The organism is Paenibacillus sp. LC231 (assembly GCF_001860525.1).
GTDB lineage: Bacteria > Bacillota > Bacilli > Paenibacillales > Paenibacillaceae > Paenibacillus_AQ.
In genome coordinates this window covers 23,571-46,833 of the sequence record NZ_JFOM01000025.1, presented here as the reverse complement: position 1 = coordinate 46,833, position 23,263 = coordinate 23,571, and the positions used below count along the sequence as shown (strand labels likewise).

Here is a 23,263-nt window from a genome sequence, read left to right as displayed (position 1 = left end):
TTAACCACTCCCCTCTCCTTCGCTTTAGACCGACAGCAGCGGCAGTGAATCGAAATCTTCCGGCATGTCGACCAGATACAGATTGCCATAACCATTTTTATCACTTGTAAACAAGAGTCGTTTACCGCCCGGATCAAAACGCGGATGCGCGTGCACCTTCTGGGAATGAAAGCTGCATCGAAGCTCGCACAGCATCCTTGGCCCCTGATAGACTCCTTTGGCGTCTTTACGCCATACGGAGAGGGTTTTGATTGCCCCCTTGCCGTCCACAACGGCCTGACCGAAGCCGTCGGCATACGCATGCCACGTATCAAAGCCGAAATCCGTCTCTTCCATAGCCGTATTGTCATACCGGATGCTTCCGAAGAAATTAGTTCCATCCATACGGAAGCCATGGTAACCGATGGTCACACCGTCAGGATAAAAAAATTCATGGCCGACCTTTTCTCCGGGTTCAAGACGCTGGCGAATTCTCCAGGCCTCTCCGCTCCGGAGATCCAGCCCCCATATCCGGTGATCGACCAAATGCCAGGGTCCTTCGTGGCAAAAGGTGATCAACCATGGCTCGACGGGCGACGCATTAATATGGGTTATAAAGCGATGGGCTTCATAGAGGGTTTCCGGCTGCGTCTGCCCTTCCGAGTCGATCCGCACGATCTGGCTGTGGGGAGCGGCCTCCATCAGCTCCCTATGGCCGACATAGCCGTTGCCTAGATCGAGCGGCATGCGATGGGACAGATCCTCCTGTATGCAGGTGACGACTGAGCGTCCATCCGCAGGACAGCTCAGATTGCCGATGTTGTACCCCTCCGGGGCTTCGTAGATCAGTTCTTCCTCCAATGTTGCCAGATCGAGGCGGCGTACGCTCCGATCGGTTTTGACAAAGGCAGCCCGGCCATCCGGTAAAAGACAAGCATCCACAGCATCATTGTCCGGGTAATCCGTCAGCTGAAGCATCTCACCGCTGTTGACATCCATGCTGTACAAGTTTGAGCTGTTGTTCCTGTCCGATACGAACAACAGCCGCTTCCCGCCGTCATACCATCCGCTTTCCGTAAAGTACAGATGATGACTGTGAGCTTTGTAGTCGGTCAGCTGCACCACTTCGACTCCCGTCAACCGGTCGCGGTATAACTTACGTTCCGGCCTCCACACCGTTCCCTTGGCCATATTCAGCCCTCCTGTCCGCAAGTTGTATACGCCGAAGCTATAGCCACGGCTTCAGCCCCTCCCACTGCACCGTCCAGCCGCTTGCCGGAAATCCCGGGCAGTTCAGGTCCTCTTCGCCTTCCCAGCCGCAGGCCATCATAGCGACCGCCGTAAGCAGTCCGCCGTTACCCGGCAAGTAAGCGGATAAGCCTGGGCGCTGATAGTTATGCCCGTTTGGCAAATACGTGTTTTTTATTTCGTCCATTAACAGAAAATCGACAGCCAGATCGCGTTCGCCGAGCCGAGCAGCGGTCATGGCGCATACGGGAAAATCCCATCCCCAGGCCGTCTCCCATTTCCAAGCATCCTTAACCTTCCACAATGTACGCCGCATGGTTTCGCGGTCGATCAGCTTGCCGGGAAGCACGCCTAATGCGCATAGCATGGACGGGTGGTCATGGTTCTTCTCCGTAAACGTGTCCGGCGCAAGCTCATGCGCCAGGTAAACGCCGTCGAGTCGGGGCGGTGCCGCCAGATTGCTTGCTACCTCGGCCCAACGCGGATTCGGCTGAATTCCCAACCGATCAGCCCACTTTATAGCGATATCAAGGCCGTATTTCCAATACTCCAGCTCGTAAGGCGGGTTCGCGCTTGCATTCATCGGATGACATTCTTGAGCCGGAATGAGCGGCGGTCCAAGATCGAAAGCGCCTGTTGCCTCATTCCAGTGAACATAGGAAACCATAAAGTCAGCCGATTCAAAGACGATGTCACGGAACCGGCGCAGCGTTTCTTGTGCTGAGTCGGCCTTATAGCACAGCTCCGCCATGGCGATCGGATGCGGCTGCTGCCAGATCAAGCCCGGAGCGACCGGCGACGGGCACGGGATGCCGTCAAAACCGACCATTTTCGGCCAGCGTGCTCCCTCGTATCCCTGGGATAGCGCCAGCTCGCGGGCGACCGGCAGTATGCCGTTGTACCAGTCCAAACTTCTCCGCAGGATGGAAGCCCGGCCCCACAGCGCGAAATGGGCGGCATGCCACCAATGCATCTCCAAATGCGATTTGCCAAACCAGCTGTTATACATAAGACCGGTCTCCTGGGGCGGCATAGAGCCCCCACTGTGAATGGCGCATAACCATTGCGACAAGACAACGCGTCGCTCCAGCTCAAAGGCTCGCGGATCGGAACTGCCAGCGAAGCTGACTGCACCGCCGCTCTGCCAAAAGGATGCCCAGTGCCGGGCGCTGGCCGAAACGATGGCCTCAAAGTCAGCCGCACCGGGCGACCCGGCGGCAAAGCCGACGGAAAACGCCAGCTCCTCCGGAGATTGATCCGGGGATTCGCCGGGAAACAGCGTAAATTCATGGGTTTCCGTCTGCTCCAACCGGCCAGAGCTCCAATGCCAGCGGACCGCATAACGTTCTTCGTCCAGCGTCCGCTCAATCAAGGCCGTTCCTTCCTCCAGCCGGACGAGAACGGTATCATGTCGTTGATCGTTTTCCCAATCGGGAAACACCGATTTCGACCAAGACGAATGCGTCATATCCGGTGCGGGGAAGCGGATAAATACCTGAAGCCGCCCTTCCCGGATGAGGGGCGAGACAACCCGCACGCCTATAATATCAGCATCCGGGTGGCACGCCGTCGTAACTTCGACCGGCACGCCGCAAATTTCGAACTTGCTCGATAGAATGCCCGTCCACAGATCGAGATTTTGACGGAATTGGCCTGCAGCGCTGTAATCGAGCTCTTCTCCCGGTTCGTCCAGAAATCGGAACGACAGCCGGCCTAAGTGAAGACGGTGGGGATTTTGCCGCAGCCATTGGTAAGCTTCCGGCTTATCCCCCGGCTTCATCGGATAGCCGACCTGCCGGCCGTGGGTCTCGAACATCTGCAACGCTGCATCCTTCGCGGAGAACCTTTCGCGCCCCCCCGTAAAATGCCAGCCCCAGTTCGACTGGGTGCCAAGCGGCACCTCGTATTGTTCTGGAAATGTCTGCAGCCCGGTAATATCTGCGGTAAACGCAAATTCCCCGTTGCCTACCGACAGTGGCGAAAGCGGATCTAGCCTGTCGAATTCAGGATTATGCCGCCTAACAATCTGCTCTCTCTCCATCTCCATAGCTCCTCCCTTCCCGGCCCTTCATTCAAACAAGGCGTCTATCCGGGTTCTCATCATATCCCGGTATTTGCCCGGGGTGATATCCTTGAATTTGCGGAAGCTGCGAATGAAGCTGTTTTCATGCTGGTAACCGACCATTTGGGCGATATCGGATATTTTGCGGTCGGTTTTGACCAGCAGCTCGCTAGCCCGCTCCATCCGCAGCCGGGTTAAGTAGTTATAGATCGTTTCGTTTGTTTCCTGCTTAAACAGCTGGCTGGCCAAGCTGCTGCTGATGCCGGTCGATTCCGCAATTTCCGGAATGCCGATCGGATCGCCGAGGTGCTGCTCCATGAATTCGATCATCCGCTGGCACATCAAAAAATCCTTGCTGCCGATTAAACGGCGGTAGCGGTCGGCCAAGGCCGAAATCAGGCCGGAAAGCTCCGCCTCGATATCTTCGATGTACAGCGTGCCCAGTCGACCGGCCGGATCCCCCTCGGAACCATCGCCCTCTGGGCATATCCCTTTAAGACGTTCCAGCAGCGCCTGAAGCAAGGCAAGCGCCTCCGAAGGATACCAGTAATGGCTGCGGATATCCCCAATAATACGCCCAAGCAGCTCTATAGCCCGCTCCCCATCACCGGTCTCCACAGCCGTCATCAATTCCCGTACGCCATCTTCCTGCGGCTGCATATCCGTCACTTCGTGACTGGATACATCCTGAAACGGCACGAGCTGACCATACCCTTTATATAAACGGTAGGTTAACGCATTCTCCGCTTCCAGCATGGCCTGCTTTAACCGGCAAACCTCACTCTGTGGCATGCTCACGCCGGCGGATACACTGAATTTCAGCAAACGGGACACCGTTTCGATCGCCTCGACCAGCGGAGGCCGCGTTTCGCCGCTCCGCGGCTGCAGCAGAATAGCCATCCGGTCCGCCCCAAAATCGGCGCAGGCCACCCTCCATTCGGGCTCATGCAGCTCTGCCATAATATTGGCGAGCGCAAACTTCAGCAGCGAGTGGTCACTGGCCGGAAATCTGCGCGACCACGAATCGTAGCGGTCGATCGACAGCACCGCTACCGTGACGGGTGCATCCGTCCATTCCGCGAAATATCGTCTCCACTTCTCGCGAATTTCGCGTCTGCCGCTCATATGACCCGAGTGAATGTCATACAGAAACTTGGAAGCCGCATCGGATATCGTCTCGCGGATCAACTGAGACAGATGCGCATGATTGCTGAGCAGTTCGCCGGCCAGCTTTTCCAGATCGATGCGATCCGGGCTGGTCGCTTTCCCGTCGTAGGCACTGAACAGCTGCTTAAGCCTGCGCACCGGCCGGAAGGCCGCGGAGTTTACGTATAGAATGGTCAGCAAGCCAAGCGCAAGTGCCGCCACCGATACATACAGCACCGTGTCTCGCACCTTTTTGGACTGGGCAAGCAAGCTGTCCTGGGAGACGATGGATACGTATTTCCATCCGGTCAGCGGCGATTCGATCTGGTTGACCAGCAGCTTCCGACCCTCATGGAAAAAATCGCCGAAGCGGTCCTCCTTCAGCTCGTGCAGCGCCTGCCTCACGGCTTCCGGTTTGAATTCCGAGTTCGAGACCGAATAAAGAATGTTGTCATGCTGGTCCACGATGTACCGCATGCTGTCGAGCTGCGACAGCGCCGGCGGGTTTAGTTTTGCGAACAGTTCCGCATCCCGCAAATTGACCGCTACGACACCTCTTAATCGGCCCTGAATCATCATTTTGCGGAACAGCGTCAGCTCCGACCCTTTATTGCCCGCTCCCTCCGGGACATGCCTTTTTCGGATGATCATCATGTCGTCCCCGAATTCGTCAGCGATACTGGTCCATTCGGAATCCACGAAGGTGAGCCTGCTAGAGCTATACCCCTGCGGAAGCGAAATAAAGCTTCCCCGCTCGACATCGTATACGTATATGCTGTTAATGTATTTCGAATTGCTGATCCAGGTGGATAGCAGTCGGTACAATGTCGATATATTGGCCACCGAGTTCTGATTCTCGCTAGTCAGAAAATCATAGATATAGTCATTCACCGCGACCTGGACCGCAATCTTGTCGCTCTCCCGGATTAAATCGTCAATATATTTCATACTGATCTGCAGCATTTGGTGCTGCGGCTCGCTGAGCTCTTCCTGAAGCACCGATTTGGAGGTGTAATATGAGGTCAGGCTGACGGCCAAAATGATCATAAAAACGGAAACGGTCAAAATGAGCACCAGCCGCGCTTGCGTATGGGCCAGCGTGTATTTTAGCCACTTGCCGATCGATTGGAACATATCAACCCCCGCTTTACTACCAGAATGGTTCCATTATAGCTCACGATCCGCTCCTGCCGTCACGTAAACTTAAGCGTTTACAATATGGTTTGACCGCATGAATTCAAGAAGCTCGACCCCGGCCAACAGCACGATGCCGATTCCGTGCGTATCATTCAAGTTCCACGATAAGTCATGCTTGTAATAAGCATGGGAGGTTGACCAGCTGCTGCCCTTGCACACACCGTACACATTTCCCCTGCCGTCGATGGCCCTGCTGGTTAAACCGCCCCACCCCGCAATGGCAGATTGCAAGTACGGATCCGGATTCTCCAGCCAGCCATGGCGTACCCCCCGCGCCAAACCAAAAATAAACATCGCGGTACAGGAGGCTTCCTCATAGGATTCAGGGTCCGTCAGCACTTGGTGCCATAACCCATGTACTCCCTGCACGCGGAGGTATCCCTCCGCCAGACTGCGATAAAAAAGAAGCAGTTCCACATAGTCGGGATGGCCGACCGGAAGCACGGCAAGCAGCTCTGACAGGGAGAAAAACACCCATCCGTTGCCCCTTCCCCATACCGTCCGGGAAGGCTGCCCATGACGTACATCGTATACGTGCGACATTAACTGCAGGTCCGGCATGTACAGGTATGACTTATACAGCAGAAGCTGGCGTGCAGCTTCGTCCAGATAGCGGGAATCGCCGGACAGCTCGGCGTATCGGCACAGGAACGGTACGCTCATGTACATGTCGTCGCACCACATCGTCAGGTGCATGCTTGGGGAAACGCCGACCTCGCGATAAAGTGCCCCGTCCGCAAGACGTGATTGTGTATCCATGATGTACCGGGCGATATCGTCTGCTGCCTTGCGCACTCCTTTCAAGGATCGAATTCGGTCTGCAAGAATGGCTAGCGCGCCAAATGATCCGCAATCGTCCAGACTGTCAATGTCGGACAGCTGGTTGTTCAGCCCTGCCGCACCGAATTCCTCGCGGTCCCACAAGGAATACTCGTAATGGCCCGCGGTAAACTCGACGTGGCGGAGCACATATTCCTGGATGTCCAGGCGATTAAGCAGCCTTCCCGTCTCCAGCAAGCCGTACATCGTGACGCCGAGCGGATAATTCCAGCGGCCAAAAAGCTCATTCTCCAAAAACGGCCTCACGTACGCTCCCGGCTCGCTCCCTGTCCAGAACAGTTTCTCTTCGCCGTCAACAGCGACCGTGTCCAGACCAGAATAGTCGGACAGCTCAAGCTCGGCTTCTGCGCGGAACGGACCCAGATAAAGCCACTCACCGGTCAGGCCGTGCACCCTTCGCGGAGCGATCAGCATCCCTTCAGGCGAAGCTTCGCCGATCTCAAACCCCCAGCCCTCTGCGCCGCATTCGCTGCGTGCGGTAAGCTCCCCGCGGCCCGGAGGCACATCGATGACGATACTGAACGCGCCTGCCTCGCGGCTGGTGTAAACCTCCCTGCCGTTCCATTCAAACCGGACCGGGCCATAGGAGGTTCCCGACAAGGTCACCTTCTTGGCCGCCAAGGTCCGGTTGACAACGGCAGTCCAGGCGTAAGCGGCATACCCCGGCTTCCGCCCGTACATTCTCCACATCGGGCCGCGATCTGCTTCCCCATCGTGCTTTGCAAGCACGGGCAGCCACTGTGCCCCCGTCCATGATTCGCGCTCCATTGAATCGGGGATGCGGGCAAGCGCCTGGTCCAGCGGCACCGTCACAATCCATCCTTCCTCACCTTCCCGCTCCATGGAAGGAGCCAGAAAGTGAAACGGCTTGTTCTTGCGGTTGCTTGTGCCAAATACCGCTCTGCAGCCGCTTGGGCCCCGGCGGAATTCCAGAACGAAGTGATTCCACCCCTTGGTAAGCTGAATCCCCAGCTTCAGGGGCAATCCGTCCGCTGTCGCTTCTTCCCCGGGCGCCGATCCGAACCGCTTCCGGCCGTTATGGTACAGCCGAACGTGCCCCGTCCATTCCATCAGAAAGGGAAAGCTCTGCGGCTCAGCCGCCCACAGCTTCGTCCAGGCGTAGACTACCTGGCTCTCCGTCATTTCGGGGAACATATCCGCGATGGGGAGCTGATAGCGGTGGTCGGCCCGCTTGCGGATCGGACTCTTGCGCGTCACCCGGTAAACCGGTGCATGAGGCGGATGGTCACCGACATAACGCTGGGCAATGACCATAAGCGCATGCTCGATGTTACTGCCCTCTGTTTGGGAAGCCAGGCTTTCCGCCGGGTCAAAATATCCTTTATCGTTCAATAGGCTCACTCTCCTTCCACCCGCCCAGAACATCCGCTATCGCCACCGGACGGTGTTCCTTCACGGAACGCCACACGGCTTCCCCCGCCGCCACGGAATAGGCGCCATCCACAGCACCGGACAAAATCGGGAACGGCCCTTCCCGGTTCTCACCGAGAAACAGGTCATTCAGCAGCAGCGGGTCGCCTCCCCCGTGGCCGCCTTCCCGATGAACGACATGGATGGTTTCCTTGGAGCCGAACAACGGGAAGTAGTCGATCGTCTGGACCGGCGTCGGAAAAGGGGTTCTGGACGGAGCATGGTATTCCATCGTCTCCAGCCGGCCTTTCGTACCGTTGATCGCCAAGCGATACCCTTCATACGGCAGCGAAAAGTTGACGGAATAACTGAGCAGTGCTCCTCCGTCGTACTTGACGGTGGCCGCATACGTATCCTCGATGTCGATCTCATCATCAAAAATACATCGGTCCGGGCGGTAGCCTGTATAAGGGAATTGCGGCCCTCCGCTCTCCAGCAGACCGAGATGGTCATCCGGCACATGACTTGCGTTCCAGCGTGAGTAATAGGCGCAGCGGCTGGCTGAGAGGCAGGTTCCGCAATGACGGCCGGCTTCTTTGCCCGGATTCAGCTCCCCTTCGGCACCGTAATAATGGAGCGCCCCGTAGGCGAAGGCCTCGACCGGCTTCTGCCCGATCCACCAGTTCACGAGGTCGAAATGATGCGTGCTTTTGTGGATGGAGAGACCTCCTGACATTTCGCGCCGGCGGTTCCACCGTTTGAAATAGCTGGAGCCGTGGTACGTATCCAGATACCAGTTGAGATCGACGGAAGTAATCCGACCGAGCTTGCCCTCCCATACCATCTCTTTGATTTTGGTGTGAATCGGGGCGTAACGGTAATTAAACGTGACCGTCACCGAGCCTTTGCTCACCCGCTCCGCATCCAGCACTCGCCGGGCGTCCTCACCCGTCGTGACCATCGGTTTTTCCGTGATGACATCCAAATCCCTTTCCAGGGCGGCAACAATATAACGCGCATGCGTATCGTCGCGCCCCGCCACGATGACCACATCCGGCCGAGTCTCGTCAATCATCTTCCCGAATTCCTCTTCACCGTAAGTTGCAACGGCGGTATGCTCGGGGAAGCGGGAGCGGTAGAGCTCGAAGCGGGCCGGATCACAGTCCAGCATGCCGACCAGGTCGCAGCGCCGGGCATGGGTCGTCAGAATCGGCTTGGCGAACATGCCGAGCGCACGACCGCTTACACCGCATATGGCATATTTCTTTTTCACTGTATGATCACATCCTTGAGTACCATTCCTCTACCCTCTTCGTCACTTCGTCTCCCCCTGCCTTATACCAGCGGTCGACGAATTCATCGAACTTCTCCAGCGGCCATTCGCCGATAACGATCTTGGTTACATACTCCTGAAAGAGCTTATGCGATTGGATATCCGGGAAGCCTTCATACACCGTACTCGGAAGTCCGTCTCCGGCGATCCGCTTCGCGTCTGCGGTACTTACCTCGAATATATCCTTCACCATCTGCTGCATGTCTTCCGGAATCGTCTCCTGAATCCGAATGTCCATGTCCTCCTTCGTTGTCAGGTTGCGCATACCAAGCGCCAGCGGACGGCTGTCCTCTGCCGGAAGCAGCACTTTTTTGCCGTCGATAACTTCATGCTGCTGTCCTTCGATGCCAAAGCGGATAAATTCGTCATTCGACCGATCATAGAAGAAATCGAGCAGCTTCAAGGCTGCGGGGGCCTTATCCTGGGCCTTTGCCGGAATGATCCACTCCGGCTCGCCCATGCTCTTCTGCGTGACAAAGCCCTCAAACCCTTCGGCCTTGGGAAGCGGCATGCCAACGATATAAGCATCCGGTGCTTTTTGCTGCATGGCTGTAAACCGATCGCGCAGGTTGGCGGGAAGATGGTACCAGCTGCCAACCAAATTGTTATTGATTTTCGCCGTCCATACATCGCCTTTGTTCAGAAACGTCTCATTGTCCAGCAGCTTCTCGTCATATAGCTCACGGGCAAATGCAATGGCTGCCTTCATATTGTCCGTTACGCCGGCATATTGGATTTTACCGTCGTAGATGTCCCATTCCGGATTCCCCTCCCACATCGCGACACCGAACATGGCAAACAAATGATCCATCCATTTGCCGAATTCACGGCCTGTTGTGGGCAATTCGTCCTTCAGGCCGTTGCCGTTCGGGTCTTTGTCAAGAAAGGCTCGCAGCACCTCCTTGTATTCCTCCGTTGTCTTCGGCATGGACATGCCTACCTTGTCAAGCCAATCCTGACGGATGAGCGGTGCTCTTTCCGGAACCAGGAACACTTTAGGCACATAATAGATTTTGCCGTCCGGTGAAGCGGATCGAACGATATCCCATGCCTCCTGTGGGATATTCTTCCAGACGTTCGGGGCATACTGGGGCAGCAAATCGTCCAGTGCCAGCGCACCTCCTTGGCGGATCAGGGTCTGCTCGATCCCGCCGATCGGGCGAAGAATATCCGGCAAGTCGTCGGATGCAATCATCAGATTGAGATATTCAGTCGGCTCCGAGCCGGGCGGGGTCGTTACCAGCTGATATTCCACGCCGGTCCGTTCCGCCACATATTGGACATGCGGATTATCTGCACCCGGAATCGTGCCGACACCCATGTGGCTTTTGAACACCTTTACCTGTGTAAGTTCTTGATTTCCCTCCCCACTCTGGCCCGCTTGCGATTCGCCGTCGCCCTTGCCGCCGCAGCCAAACAGCATCGCTGCCGCAAGTGTCGCCGTGAGCGCCGGTTTCCATGCCCCTTTTTGGAAAAACCATTTCGACATGAGTAAATCCTCCCCTTTTTCGGATTGGTAGTTATATCAAACCAGCCGTAGGGCCGATTTCATATCGCATGCCCCGCTTTGCTTTATTCCTTTAACGAACCCAGCATGGACCCTTTGACAAAGTATTTTTGCAGATACGGGTATACCAGAATGATCGGAATGGTAGCAAACAGGATTGTTGCCGCTTTCAATGTTGTTGTGTTGAAATCGTAATCCCCAAGAAACAGATTGACCGCAGCCAGCTCCTCGGGAGACTGAAGGTATGCTCTCAGCTTCATTTGAAGCGGCCATTTCTCCGGATCCCTTATAAACAGCACGGCACGGGAGAAGGTATTCCAATATCCGACCGCGTAAAACAGGCTGACCGTCGCCATGACCGGCTTGGACAAAGGCAAATACATGCGGAACAATATGCCGAACTCGCTGCATCCGTCGATTCGAGCCGAATCATCCAGCTCACTGGGAATGCCTATGAAAAAGGTCCGGATAATGATCATGTTGAACGTGCCAACCAGGCCGGGAATAATGAGCGCCCACAGGGAGTTCATCATGCCAAGCTCGCGAACGGTCAAAAAAAACGGAATCATCGGCGCATTGAAAATCATCGTTAACACAATGCCGAACATGACCTGTTTGCGGATCAGAAATTCCCGTCGTGAGAGCGGGTATGCCGTCATGACCGAAAACAGCATGCTGAGCAGTGTCCCGGCGATCGTAATATATACGGTAATCCCAAAAGATGTCCACAAGCCTTTATTTTTTAATACATGCTCCCAAGATGCGGTTGTAAACTCCACGGGCAGCAGGAATACTTCCTTCGAATCGGCAGCTACCGGGGAGCTGAGCGATACGGCAAGCAGTTGAAGAAGCGGGAACAGCATCGTCACTGCAGCAGCGAACAGAAACACATAATTCAGCGTCTGAAACATTTTTTCTCCGAATGTCGCTTTCATCACCACAACCCCTGATCCGTTTTTCTGGCCAATCGGTTAAAAATCCACAGCAGTATAAACCCAATGACAGACTGGAACAGCCCGATGGCCGTCGTCATGCTGTATTGCCCCTGAAGCACACCCGCACGATAGACGTACGTCTCGATGATATCCCCTACCGAGTACGTCATCGGTGTCAATAAATTGTAAATCTGATCGAAGCCGAGCTCCAGGAAGTTACCGATTTGCAGCAGGAACAGCACCAGAATCGTTGGAAACATGGTGGGCAGCGTAATATAGATCGTTTGTTTCCACCGGCTTGCTCCATCCATGACGGCTGCTTCATATAAATTCGGATTGATGCCGGCGATGGCAGCCAAATAAATAATCGTGCCCCAGCCAACTTCCTTCCAGATCGAGGACAGGACGACAATCCCTCGGAAATACCGCTCCTCCTGCATGAACAGAATGGGTTCGTAGCCGAACCAGTCCCGCACCGCATTCACAACGCCTTGGTTGGACAACAGCTCGAAAACGATCCCGCCGACAACGACCCATGATAAAAAGTGCGGGAGATAGAACATGCTTTGCACAACCCGCTTCGCCAGCATGATGCGGATTTCATTGAACAGCAGAGCCAGCACGATCGGGGCCGGAAAACCAAAAGCAAGCTGATAGAAAGCGATCACCGCCGTATTGCGCAGCACGTTGTAAAAATCCTGATAGGAAAAAATAAACCCAAAGTTGTCCAGGCCCACCCACGGACTGCCAAGGATGCCTTTGAAAATCTGATAGTCCTGAAATGCGATGACACTGCCCGCCAGCGGTACATATTTAAACACAATATAATAGAGAATTCCGGGAATGATCATGAGATACAGCATCCAATGCTTGCGGATGTTGGCTATGTACCGGTTGCGGGATGTCCCTGGGTGCCGGGCGGTTATCAAATCCTCGCGCTTTATTTCGGGTGACTGGGCTGCCATCGTATTCGTACCTCCTTTTCGTCGATATGGTCGATGTAACGCCAATATTAACGGCTTCCGGTATATCGGCACAATCGTTCAATCCGACACGCAATGAGCAGATCGCCGATTCTTCCCACAACTACGCGTACCGTGTACCCATGAATGGACTTGAAGTCGAACTTGAAATTAAGGAGGGAGCAAGCAAACGGAGGGAGGGTAAAAAGGATTTGTTGATGGGATGGAGGATGGGTTTGGTTTCATCCGGAAAGAAAAAAACCAGCTACCTGCAGCAATAGAGAAGGTGGCTGGTTCTTCATTCAGATATTGTTATGAAAAACATATAAATTAGTGTTAAGACGACCATAACTGCAAGTAAGCCATAGATGAATTTGTATGCTGCTCTCTCCTGTTTCCAATATCATTATCATTGCAATTAGTATAACATTCAGGGCTTAAACTCGGTAAAATCTACAAAACGGCTTGTCCATGAACTGCCTCATCACAAATCGTTTGTTTCGTTATACAGCCGAGCCACCGTCTATTGTCCCTCCGTAGATTCAGCGAGATTCTCGAGGGTGGACCTCAAGCCTTCATCGTGATCTTCCTTCCGTACGCCTTCGGGCACATTCTCACACACGATCGTGACTTGGGTGCCTTCCGCAAGCGGCTCCAATGCCCATGTCATCTTCATAAACCCCGCATAATTGGGATCCTCAGACTCAAATTCGACCAGCTGCACAACCTTCTCATCATGAACAAACTCCAGAAACTTTCCTTCAATGACGTCCGTATTGTCCGAAGACTTACCGGGTGCCGAGTGATCGGTATCGTTATAGGTGAGGATCATTCGATAAGTCCCACCCTCGCGGGCATCAAACGTGTCGATATGGCCTGTCATCCCTTTTGGCGGAAGCCACGAAGCCAGCGCCTCCGGATTCAAGAATGCCTGATAAATCGTAGACGGCGACTCCATAATAACTCTTGATGCCGTATCGGTTCTCTTCTTGCTCGAAGCATTCGTCATGATGTAACCCTCCTTAATGAATTTGAATCTACCTTGAGTTTACATCATAGAATCGCCGAGGATTTCTTCTCAATTGCTCAGCAAGGCGTTCCCGTAGAGGAGCCATTCGAGGGGGACACGCCCACGCGAAAAAGCAAGCCATCCCCGATAGCCGAAGGCTCAGGTAGGGGAGGCTTGCTTTTTCTTCAACAGCCGAGGGGCAGTGCCAACCCGGCTGATACTCCCGGCCCCCGAGCATGCCCGTCAGGGCAGCTCACACGAGGGGGCCTCCAACAAGTGCGAAAAAGCAAGCCGACCCCGATAGCCGAAGGCTTAGGTAGGGGAGGCTTGCTTTTTCTTCAACAGCCGAGGGGCAGTGCCAACCCGGCTGATACTCCCGGCCCCCGAGCATGCCTGTCAGGGCAGCTCACGCGAGGGGGCCTCCAACAAGTGCGAAAAAGCAAGCCGACCCCGATAGCCGAAGGCTTAGGTAGGGGAGGCTTGCTTTTTCTTCAACAGCCGAGGGGCAGTGCCAACCCGGCTGATTCTCCGGCCCCCGAGCATGCCCGTCAGGCAGCTCACGCGAGGGGGCCTCCAACAAGTGCGAAAAAGCAAGCCGACCCCGATAGCCGAAGGCTTAGGTAGGGGAGGCTTGCTTTTTCTTCAACAGCCGAGGGGCAGTGCCAACCCGGCTGATACTCCCGGCCCCCGAGCATGCCTGTCAGGGCAGCTCACGCGAGGGGGCCTCCAACAAGTGCGAAAAAGCAAGCCGACCCCGATAGCCGAAGGCTTAGGTAGGGGAGGCTTGCTTTTTCTTCAACAGCCGAGGGGCAGTGCCAACCCGGCTGATACTCCCGGCCCCCGAGCATGCCTGTCAGGGCAGCTCACGCGAGGGGGCCTCCAACAAGTGCGAAAAAGCAAGCCGACCCCGATAGCCGAAGGCTTAGGTAGGGGAGGCTTGCTTTTTCTTCAACAGCCGAGGGGCAGTGCCAACCCGGCTGATTCTCCGGCCCCCGAGCATGCCCGTCAGGCAGCTCACGCGAGAGGGCCTCCAACAAGTGCGAAAAAGCAAGCCGACCCCGATAGCCGAAGGCTCAGGTAGGGGAGGCTTGCTTTTTCTTCAACAGCCGAGGGGCAGTGCCAACCCGGCTGATACTCCCGGCCCCCGAGCATGCCTGTCAGGGCAGCTCACGCGAGGGGGCCTCCAACAAGTGCGAAAAAGCAAGCCGACCCCGATAGCCGAAGGCTTAGGTAGGGGAGGCTTGCTTTTTCTTCAACAGCCGAGGAGCGATTAGCTTCGGCTAATATATGGGCGCACAAGAGGCCACGAGGGCGTTCCCGCAGGGGAGAGCGAGCGGTGGCCGGGCACAAGCACCAGCGCTGCTGATATCCTCATCCCAACTCCGAACACCAAAGTTCCGGGTGTCCAGAGGGCAGCGCCCTTGGGGCCCTCCCTGGCAGGGAGGGTTTGGGTGGGTGGACTATTTCACGAATCCCAGCAGCATCTCACGAATCAGCTTCGCAGCCACGATCTGGGTCTGCTCGGACGGATCATAGATCGGCGCCACTTCCACGAGATCGCAACCGACAACATTCACGTCGGAGCCCGCAATAAGATGCACAGCTTCCAGCAGCTCTTTCGATGAGATGCCGCCCGCTTCCGCCGTACCGGTGCCCGGTGCGGCAGAAGGATCAAGCACATCGATGTCGATCGTCACGTACACCGGACGGTTGCCCATGGAAGGCAAAGCTTCCTTTAGTGGAGCAGCAACCTCAAACGGATAGAAGTTGATGTTCTCGCGTCCGTACTGGAACTCCTCGCGGGAGCCCGAACGGATACCGAATTGATAGATATTCTTCCCGCCCATAATACCAGCCGCCTTGCGGACCGGTGTGGAGTGAGACAAGGGCTCACCTTCGTAGTGCTCACGCAGGTCAGCATGCGCATCAATATGGATCAGAATGAGATCAGGGTACTTCTCGTACACCTTCTGAATGATCGGCCAAGAAACGAGGTGCTCACCGCCGAGTCCGATCGGGAATTTCCCGTCATCCAGCAGCTTGCCTACATAATCGCCAATCACTTCAAGACTGCGGCCCGCATTGCCGAAAGGCAGCATCAGGTCGCCTGCATCGAAATACGTCATGTCTTCAATGCTTTTATCTAAGTAAGGGCTGTATTCCTCCAAACCTACGGACGCCTGGCGAATACGGGCAGGGCCAAAACGGGAGCCGGGACGGTAGCTGACGGTGAAATCCATCGGCATACCGTAAATGACGGCTTTGGACCCTTCATAATCCTCGGAGCTCAGAATAAACACGTTGCCGGAATAACCTTGATCCAGTTTCATCAGTTTATACGCGCCTCCTTATTTCACCAGGTCTTCAACGAATTTCGGCAGCACGAATGCCGCTTTGTGCAGACGAGGGGAATAGTATTTCGTATCCATTTCATCAATGGTGGACTCATCCACTTCGAGCGGATCATACGTTTTGCTGCCCATGGTGAATGTCCACAGACCGCTTGGGTACGTAGGGATGTTCGCGCCATATACGCGTACAATCGGGAAGATTTCCTTCACGTCTTTGTTGACCTGCTGAATCAGGTCCGCTTTGAACCAAGGGTTGTCCGTTTGGGCAACGAAAATACCGTCTTCCTTCAGCGCCTCATAGATCCCTTGATAGAATCCGCGCTCAAACAACGGAGCTGCCGGGCCTACAGGCTCGGTGGAGTCCACCATAATGACGTCGTATTCGTTCTTATGCTCAATAATGTGCATATATCCATCGTTAACCAGCACTTCGACCTTCGGATCATCCAGCTTGCCGGCGATCTCAGGCAAATACTGCTTCGAATATTCAATAACTTTTCCATCAATTTCAACGAGTACTGCTTTCTCTACGCCCGGATGCTTGATCACTTCGCGAATGACGCCACCGTCTCCTCCGCCGACAACAAGAACCTTCTTCGGATTTGGATGCGTGTTCAGCGCGGGGTGAGCGACCATCTCATGATAGACGAATTCATCCTTAATTGTAGTCATAACCATACCGTCCAAAACGAGCATGCGCCCGAATTCCTCAGTATCGATCATATCCAGTTGTTGAAACTCCGTCTTCTCATGTACAAAAGTCTCCCGGATTTTAGCCGTGATGCCAAAAGTCGGGGTTTGCTTCTCTGTGTACCATAATTCCATCGTCACTACCTTCTTTCCGCTAGAATAATGTTCAGCCGTCCAGATCCAAGCCGTAAAACTTTATTCGGGGCAGATGCCTTTAGCTTACAGTTTCACACTTTTCCTATTGTACCAAACAAATTAGATTATATTAAATCAAGCCCAAATTGCAACCAAAAGTTCCAGATCGCACGGACAGAAGCAAAATCCTCATGGATTCCCATGAATATCCTGCCCGCTCCAGCCCCATACTATATAGAAAAAGAAGGCAGCCAAGGGGAATTCCAACACATCTCGATCCTTGGCAGCTTAAAGCCTTCAACTTTACAAAAAGGACTGGAAGGAGAACCATCATGCCGGGACAAAAAAAATCACCCAAGCGCAAACGTCGTTTCGTCCGGCTTGCTACATTTCTGTTCGTACTTCTTGGCATTTCCATCATCGCCGGCGGCATTCTGCTCGCCTATTTATTTATAACGCCACTGCCCGTCGCGGAAACATCCCGCTACTCCCGTCTGCTCGACAACCAAGGAGATTTAATCGCCACCTTCTCCACCACGGGACATACCTCCGAGCAAGTGAGCTTAACCGATATATCTCCGCACCTGATCCAGGCTACCTTGGCAGTGGAGGACCGGAAGTTCTATGATCATCCGGGGTTTGACATGAAGGGTATGGCCCGAGCCGTACTCGTCAACCTGCAGCATATGGATCGCAAACAGGGGGCAAGCACGTTAACCCAGCAGCTTGCACGAAACTTATACCTATCTCATGAAAAAACGTGGACACGGAAGCTCAAGGAGGCCAAATTCACCGTCCAGCTTGAGATGAAATATACGAAAGATGAAATACTTGAGATGTACCTCAACGAAATTTATTACGGACACGGTGCTTACGGCATCGAGTCGGCGTCCTTGCTCTACTTCGGCAAGTCGGCAAAAAACCTGACGTTGGCCGAAAGCGCGATGCTTGCCGGCATTCCAAAGGGTCCGACCTATTACTCGCCCTATAACCATATCGACAACGCGCTCAAAAGACAGCAGATTATCTTGAATGCGATGGCGGAGACGGGATTCATTACCGAGGCAGAAGCCGATAAAGCCGCCTCGGCCAAGCTCGCCCTGCTTCCTCAGGACCGACAGGAGAATAAAGTGATTGCCTCCTATTTCCGGGACTACGTCCGGAGTCTCGTCACCAAGCAGCTGAACATTACGGATCAGCAGCTCGAACAGGGTGGTCTGAACATCTATACGACCCTGGACCCGCGGGCCCAGAAGGCAGCCGAAGAGGCTGTATCTGCGGGCATGGACAGCAAGAGCGAGCTGGAAACGGCGCTGGTATCCATCGACCCGCGTAACGGGCACATTAAAGCCATGGTTGGCGGTAAGAACTACCGGGAGAATCAGTACAACCACGCGTTAGCCAAAACAAGGCAGCCCGGGTCGTCATTTAAGCCGATCATGTACTTAACGGCCATTGCATCCAAGGAAATGACAAGCACCAGCGTGTTCAACAGCCAGCCCACCCTGTTTCATTACGATAACAACCGCAAGACGTATCAGCCCAGCAACTTCGGCGATAAATATTTAGGCGAAATTCCCATGAGGGAAGCTATCGCCGCTTCGGATAATATTTATGCCGTGAACACCATCATGAAGATCGGCCCGGCTAAAGTCGCCGACATGGCGAAAAAGATGGGTATCACGAGTCCGCTGGAGCCTGTTCCTTCCCTGGCCCTCGGCACCTCGCCCGTGAGCCCGCTGGAGATGGCCTCGGCTTACGCCGTCATGGCTAACAGCGGCATACGGGTCTCCCCTGTCGCGGTGCTGAGTATCACCGACGCTGCCGGCCGCAGCTTGTATTCAGCGCCGGAAGATGCAGGTGAACAAGTGGTTGAGCCTTCCGCTGCTTACGTGATGACGCGCATGATGGAGGGGGTATTCGAGACTGGCGGCACGGGTAACCGAGTCTCGACACTAATGAAACGACCGGTGGCCGGAAAGACGGGCACCACCGACACCGACGCTTGGCTTGTTGGCTATACGCCGGAGCTGTCGACGGCGGTATGGGTGGGGTATGACAAAGGACGGGAGATTAGCAAAGTGGACGGACGGCGGGCAGCTCCGATTTTTGCGCAGTATACGGAGAAGGCTTTGGAGAACGTACCGCCTAAAATTTTTCCGATCCCGGACGAAGTCGTCAACGCATATGTGGATCCCAAGACCGGCAAGCTCGCCGGCGCCGGCTGTCCGGACAAAGTTCTGGAGGTCTTCGTCAAAGGAACGGAGCCTACGGAATATTGCGACGAACATGCAGGCGGGGAGCCCGCCAAGAAGGCCAACCCTGCAGATGCGGCCGAGAAACAGGAAGAGCGTTCCTGGTGGAAGGATTTCAAACGATGGTGGGTCGAGTAACTCGGATCGAACCCGTCACATAAAAAAAAACAGCAAGCTCCTTTTACGGGACGTTCCCGCACGAGGACCTGCTGTTTTTCTTTTTTTCACGATATGTAATGTAGATGGCTTCATTATAAAACGGTTATATATTCGATCATGGAACTACCCAGAATCACGATCACGAGCATCAGTGCAACGTAGACCAGGAGGATCGCATACAGCGGATCCAGGCCGCCAACCATTCTTTTTTTGTAGCTGGTCATGACGAATAACGGGACGGTCATCACGGTGCTGATGAACGACAGAAGGATGATAACCTTCGAGATATCGCCATTCAGGAACAGAAACAGAAAGCTGACCCCATACAACACGAGGAACAAGGGCAACAAAGCGCCGAATCTTGCCATCACTTCTTTTAGCTTTGCAGCCGGGTTGAAGGACAGCTTGACCGCAGCGAAGGTAAAGACGTTCAGCAAGAATAGGAAAATCGCAGTCCAAACGGTTGGTTTTAGGACAAGATCTGCAAATGCCCCCTCAGGCAGCCCTTGCAGCTCATGATGAAGCGCTGCATACAGTGCGAGTGGAAAAAGAACAACATAGAACAGCATGGACACGATCGCGTTGAAGAACTGGCTGCTTTCCGTTCCGGCAGCTGCGCCAAAGGGATTTCTTAATCCCTTCAGAAAATAATCCCCATAGAGCTGTCCGTACAATTTTAAGCTGGTCCAATAAGGATTGGGTTCCTCTTCTTCTTCAGAATGCTGCCGGCCTGCCGCTCGGAACGGAATATCCGGCGGGGTATATACCGGCAGAACAGATTCGGTCTGGCGTACATGAGATAGCTCCCCTCTACTGCCGCCATTTCGCCTAGTGACACTGTACGCCTCCGACGTTGCTGCTTGCTCTTTCATGGCGGCAAATACGGGCGAATCCTCGATAATCAGCCTTGCCCCGCATTTCTTGCAATACTTCCCATCTCCCGTTTCATATCGACATATTGGACAAGTCATACTTTGGCCTCCCCTGTTCATACACATCCGCAAATCGAAGATAGGTATTAGATAATGTACACATTCAAGTCGAAACGTTTGGCCCGTGCAAGGATGCTATGTAGCATGAGGCGCTCTGGGCCCAGGTATTCTTTCTATGCGAATTTACATCTTTTTGCTAATAGTATAAGTTGGCGTGTTATGAAATGGAAGGATTTTCTGAGGGACGATACTGCGCCTAACCCTTGGAATTGGTTAATACTATATGACTTGCTGATTCAATCTCGTTCTGTGAAATGCTTGTGAACAATCAAATATTCGTTTGAATATCGAGTGTAAATCGGGTATATTATGACTAACAATCAAATCAACGTTTGAATATATATAGAATAAAGAGCACTTATTGCTCCTACTCCAAGGAGGTTGTTCTTATGAATGTACGGACGATGAACGAAGAAATCGCCCTCGAGCTGTGTGAAACGGAATGTCCTTCAACTGAAAGAATTGCTTCCTTAAAAGAAACGATCTCCGATGAGGATATGATCGGCATGGCAGAAATCTTCAAGGCTTTGGCCGACCCGACGCGGGTCAAGGTAGCTTATATGCTGGATCGCGGCGGCGAGTTATGTGTTTGCGATGTAGCCGAAGTACTCGGAAGCTCAACGGCAACGGCCTCCCATCATCTGCGTACGCTGAAGAACAAAGATATCGCCAAATCGCGCAAGGCCGGAAAGAATGTATACTACTCGCTCAAAGATGATCATATCCGAACATTGCTTCACATGACGCTGGAGCACCAGAAGGAGAAGATGTAGATGAGCAAGGACAACCATCAACATTCCAAATCCTCTTCGGAGACGAGCGGCGAACTTATTGAATACCGGGTACAAGGGCTCTCCTGCCCTAACTGTACACGCGAAATGCAGGAGGAGATCCAGAAGCTGGATCATGGGAACAATGCCCGACTGAGTTACAACAGCGGGAAGCTGACCCTCTCTCCCCATGTCAATCTAAGCCGAGTAGAAACCATTCTGAAAAGTGACGGTGCGCGCATCGTTTATGCTCCGCAGACAGCCTTATCGGCCGCCAGTGCTGAAGTGCAGCCTATCCATTCATCGCATGCTCACGGATCGGCACAAGGACATGATCACGAACATGGCCATGATCATGCTCATGAACGTAGTCATGGCGGCATAGGGAGTATGAAATGGCTGCTGTCCATCTCCGCTGTTTTCTATCTCTTCACCTTTCTATTGGAAGGAAAAGTCGCCGAACCGGTTGTGATCGCATTATATGCAGGCGCTATGATTTTGAGCGGATATACGACATTTTTGCGCGGACTGCGTAATCTGACCCGCTTTAAATTCAATATGGATACCCTGATGACCGTTGCGCTCGTGGGTGCCGTCATCATTGGGGAGTGGAGAGAAGCCACACTGGTTGCCATTCTGTTTGGTCTTAACGAGCTGCTGGAAGGCTACGGCATGAATCGGGCCCGGCAATCGATGGAAGCGCTGCTGGCCGCAGCGCCCAAAGAAGCGGAACTATGGAAAGACGGTCAAACCCAGCGCGTGCCGATCGAGAGTCTCACTCCCGGGGACGTTGTCCGGGTAAGACCCGGGGAGAAAATCCCTTCCGATGGAGCCATAACCCAAGGAACCGGGGCGGTGAACGAAGCCGCCATTACCGGGGAATCGGTACCTGTTACGAAACGGGAAGGCGATGCTGTGTTTGGCGGCAGTGTAAGCACCGATGGTGTGCTCTATATCGCCATATCGAAGGCCTATGAGGATTCCTCCCTGGCCAAGATCATGCATCTTGTACAGGAGGCACAGGACAGCAAGACACCGACAGAGCTCTTCATCGATAAATTTGCTAAGTACTATACTCCCGCAATTATGATCATCGCGCTGGCGGTTACGCTGATTCCTCCGCTGCTGCTGAATCAGCCCTGGATGACCTGGATCTATCAGGGGTTGTCCATCCTCATTGTCGGATGCCCTTGTTCGCTTGTGCTTTCCTCTCCGATTGCATTGGTCAGCGGGATGACCCGCGCGGCACGCAACGGTATTCTGATCAAAGGCGGGGTCCACCTGGAGCAGCTTGGCCGGCTGGAAGCCATCGCTTTTGACAAGACGGGAACCTTGACCAAAGGCGAGCCTGCCGTCTATGCAGAGACGGTATATGATGAAACCAAATTTTATGCCGTTGTAGGCGCACTGGAGCAATCGTCTCTCCATCCGTTGGCTAAAGCCGTCATGAAACATCTGGAGATCAAGAATCCGCAGTGCATGTTCAATGAACCTCAACAGATAACGGTACTGCCAGGCGAAGGCATTCGGGCTGAAGTTGGAGGGAAATTGTTCTGGGTCGGAAGCGAGGAAGTGCTGAAGCATGTGAACGGCCAGCAAGATCATATCCGTGCCGTGGAGGATGACATTCGGCGCATGAAGGCCCAAGGTTATACGATTGTTGCTGCTGTAAGCGAAGATCGTGTATTAGGCCAGTTCGGCCTTGCCGACGAGATCAGACCGGAGACGGCAACCGTCGTCCGCAAGCTTCACGAGGCCGGTATCACGGATACGGTCATGCTGACAGGCGACCATGAGCAGTCCGCACAGGCCATCGCGAAACAATCCGGTGTAGCTCGGGTATTCGCAAGCCTCCTGCCGGAACAGAAGGTTGCCAAGATCAAGGAGCTTTCTTCCCGCAAAAAAACCGGCATGGTTGGCGATGGCATTAACGACGCCCCTGCATTGGCCGCTGCCGATCTGGGTATCGCGATGGGAAAAGGGACTGACAGTGCCATAGAAACCGCCGACGTTGTATTGATGCAGGATCACCTTGGCAAGCTTCCGGGGGCCATCAAAACCGCAAGACGGGTCAATCAGATTATCAAGTGGAATATCGGACTTTCTCTGTCGCTGAAGGCCATTGCTTTGCTGCTAACGATTCCAGGTTGGCTGACCCTGTGGATTGCAATCATATCGGACATGGGCGCCACCATTATCGTTACCTTGCTTGGTCTCACCATCCTGCTTGGCAAGGATCAGGAGCTGAAATCAGGATATTAATATAACCGGAGCTTCGCCCTTTCAGGGCAGCTCCGGTTTTTTCAGTTCGTCCTTTGGCCA

15 protein-coding genes are annotated in these 23,263 nt (G+C 54.1%); 3 read left to right on the top strand and 12 right to left on the bottom strand.

Annotation, left to right across the window (positions count from 1 at the left end; all coding sequences use genetic code 11):
* Positions 1 to 24 precede the first annotated feature (24 nt).
* The 11 genes from AK95_RS17230 to speE form a co-directional block, all read right to left on the bottom strand.
* Positions 25 to 1,170 carry an oligogalacturonate lyase family protein gene (locus AK95_RS17230; RefSeq protein WP_071221138.1) on the bottom strand — a complete coding sequence of 382 codons (1,146 nt, stop codon included), beginning with the start codon at positions 1,168 to 1,170 and terminating at the stop codon, positions 25 to 27.
* 37 nt (positions 1,171 to 1,207) lie between these two features.
* Positions 1,208 to 3,274: a glycoside hydrolase family 65 gene (locus tag AK95_RS17225; RefSeq protein ID WP_071221137.1), complete on the bottom strand. Its 2,067-nt coding sequence runs from the start codon at positions 3,272 to 3,274 to the stop codon at positions 1,208 to 1,210.
* Positions 3,275 to 3,295: 21 nt separating this feature from the next.
* A complete protein-coding gene (locus tag AK95_RS17220; RefSeq protein WP_071221136.1) occupies positions 3,296 to 5,569 on the bottom strand; it encodes a helix-turn-helix domain-containing protein in 2,274 nt (757 codons plus the stop codon).
* A gap of 69 nt (positions 5,570 to 5,638) precedes the next feature.
* Complete coding sequence (locus AK95_RS17215; protein ID WP_235613137.1) at positions 5,639 to 7,834, bottom strand: glycoside hydrolase family 88/105 protein; 2,196 nt, start codon at positions 7,832 to 7,834, stop codon at positions 5,639 to 5,641.
* Positions 7,815 to 9,116, bottom strand: coding sequence for a Gfo/Idh/MocA family protein (locus AK95_RS17210; RefSeq protein ID WP_074961886.1), 1,302 nt, complete (start codon positions 9,114 to 9,116; stop codon positions 7,815 to 7,817). The genes AK95_RS17215 and AK95_RS17210 overlap by 20 nt, the downstream gene beginning before the upstream one ends.
* A 7-nt stretch (positions 9,117 to 9,123) precedes the next feature.
* Entirely contained in the window at positions 9,124 to 10,665 is a 1,542-nt protein-coding gene (locus AK95_RS17205) for an extracellular solute-binding protein (RefSeq protein ID WP_071221134.1), read from the bottom strand.
* Between the two features lie 83 nt (positions 10,666 to 10,748).
* Complete coding sequence (locus tag AK95_RS17200) at positions 10,749 to 11,618, bottom strand: carbohydrate ABC transporter permease (protein ID WP_071221133.1); 870 nt, start codon at positions 11,616 to 11,618, stop codon at positions 10,749 to 10,751.
* Positions 11,618 to 12,583 carry an ABC transporter permease gene (locus AK95_RS17195; protein ID WP_071221132.1) on the bottom strand — a complete coding sequence of 322 codons (966 nt, stop codon included), beginning with the start codon at positions 12,581 to 12,583 and terminating at the stop codon, positions 11,618 to 11,620. Before AK95_RS17195 ends, AK95_RS17200 begins: the two co-directional genes overlap by 1 nt.
* A 520-nt stretch (positions 12,584 to 13,103) precedes the next feature.
* On the bottom strand, positions 13,104 to 13,589 hold the full coding sequence (locus AK95_RS17190; RefSeq protein WP_071221131.1) for an SRPBCC family protein: 486 nt from the start codon (positions 13,587 to 13,589) through the stop codon (positions 13,104 to 13,106).
* A gap of 1,460 nt (positions 13,590 to 15,049) precedes the next feature.
* The gene (gene speB, locus AK95_RS17175) at positions 15,050 to 15,919 is read right to left on the bottom strand and encodes an agmatinase (RefSeq protein WP_071221129.1); all 870 of its coding nucleotides are present in this window, start codon (positions 15,917 to 15,919) and stop codon (positions 15,050 to 15,052) included.
* A gap of 18 nt (positions 15,920 to 15,937) precedes the next feature.
* A complete protein-coding gene (gene speE / locus AK95_RS17170; protein WP_012818360.1) occupies positions 15,938 to 16,765 on the bottom strand; it encodes a polyamine aminopropyltransferase in 828 nt (275 codons plus the stop codon).
* Positions 16,766 to 17,097: 332 nt separating this feature from the next.
* On the opposite strand from speE, the gene AK95_RS17165 reads away from it, so the two are divergent.
* Positions 17,098 to 19,158, top strand: coding sequence for a transglycosylase domain-containing protein (locus AK95_RS17165; RefSeq protein ID WP_071221128.1), 2,061 nt, complete (start codon positions 17,098 to 17,100; stop codon positions 19,156 to 19,158).
* A gap of 113 nt (positions 19,159 to 19,271) precedes the next feature.
* Here AK95_RS17165 and AK95_RS17160 read toward each other — a convergent pair whose 3' ends face one another.
* Positions 19,272 to 20,150: a hypothetical protein gene (locus AK95_RS17160; protein ID WP_071221127.1), complete on the bottom strand. Its 879-nt coding sequence runs from the start codon at positions 20,148 to 20,150 to the stop codon at positions 19,272 to 19,274.
* 410 nt (positions 20,151 to 20,560) lie between these two features.
* Between AK95_RS17160 and AK95_RS17155 the strand changes: the two genes are divergently transcribed.
* Positions 20,561 to 20,944, top strand: a complete 384-nt coding sequence (locus AK95_RS17155) for an ArsR/SmtB family transcription factor (RefSeq protein WP_071221126.1) — start codon at positions 20,561 to 20,563, stop codon at positions 20,942 to 20,944.
* A complete protein-coding gene (locus AK95_RS17150) occupies positions 20,945 to 23,203 on the top strand; it encodes a heavy metal translocating P-type ATPase (RefSeq protein WP_071221125.1) in 2,259 nt (752 codons plus the stop codon).
* Positions 23,204 to 23,263: the final 60 nt, after the last annotated feature.

Coding starts and splice junctions, on each gene's coding strand:
- AK95_RS17200 (WP_071221133.1), bottom strand. CDS start 11,618: ATGAAAGCGACATTCGGAGAAAAAATGTTTCAGACGCTGAATTATGTG.
- speE (WP_012818360.1), bottom strand. CDS start 16,765: ATGGAATTATGGTACACAGAGAAGCAAACCCCGACTTTTGGCATCACG.
- AK95_RS17165 (WP_071221128.1), top strand. CDS start 17,098: ATGCCGGGACAAAAAAAATCACCCAAGCGCAAACGTCGTTTCGTCCGG.
- AK95_RS17190 (WP_071221131.1), bottom strand. CDS start 13,589: ATGACGAATGCTTCGAGCAAGAAGAGAACCGATACGGCATCAAGAGTT.
- AK95_RS17195 (WP_071221132.1), bottom strand. CDS start 12,583: ATGGCAGCCCAGTCACCCGAAATAAAGCGCGAGGATTTGATAACCGCC.
- AK95_RS17155 (WP_071221126.1), top strand. CDS start 20,561: ATGAATGTACGGACGATGAACGAAGAAATCGCCCTCGAGCTGTGTGAA.
- AK95_RS17220 (WP_071221136.1), bottom strand. CDS start 5,569: ATGTTCCAATCGATCGGCAAGTGGCTAAAATACACGCTGGCCCATACG.
- AK95_RS17150 (WP_071221125.1), top strand. CDS start 20,945: ATGAGCAAGGACAACCATCAACATTCCAAATCCTCTTCGGAGACGAGC.
- speB (WP_071221129.1), bottom strand. CDS start 15,919: ATGAAACTGGATCAAGGTTATTCCGGCAACGTGTTTATTCTGAGCTCC.
- AK95_RS17230 (WP_071221138.1), bottom strand. CDS start 1,170: ATGGCCAAGGGAACGGTGTGGAGGCCGGAACGTAAGTTATACCGCGAC.
- AK95_RS17225 (WP_071221137.1), bottom strand. CDS start 3,274: ATGGAGATGGAGAGAGAGCAGATTGTTAGGCGGCATAATCCTGAATTC.
- AK95_RS17160 (WP_071221127.1), bottom strand. CDS start 20,150: ATGACTTGTCCAATATGTCGATATGAAACGGGAGATGGGAAGTATTGC.
- AK95_RS17205 (WP_071221134.1), bottom strand. CDS start 10,665: ATGTCGAAATGGTTTTTCCAAAAAGGGGCATGGAAACCGGCGCTCACG.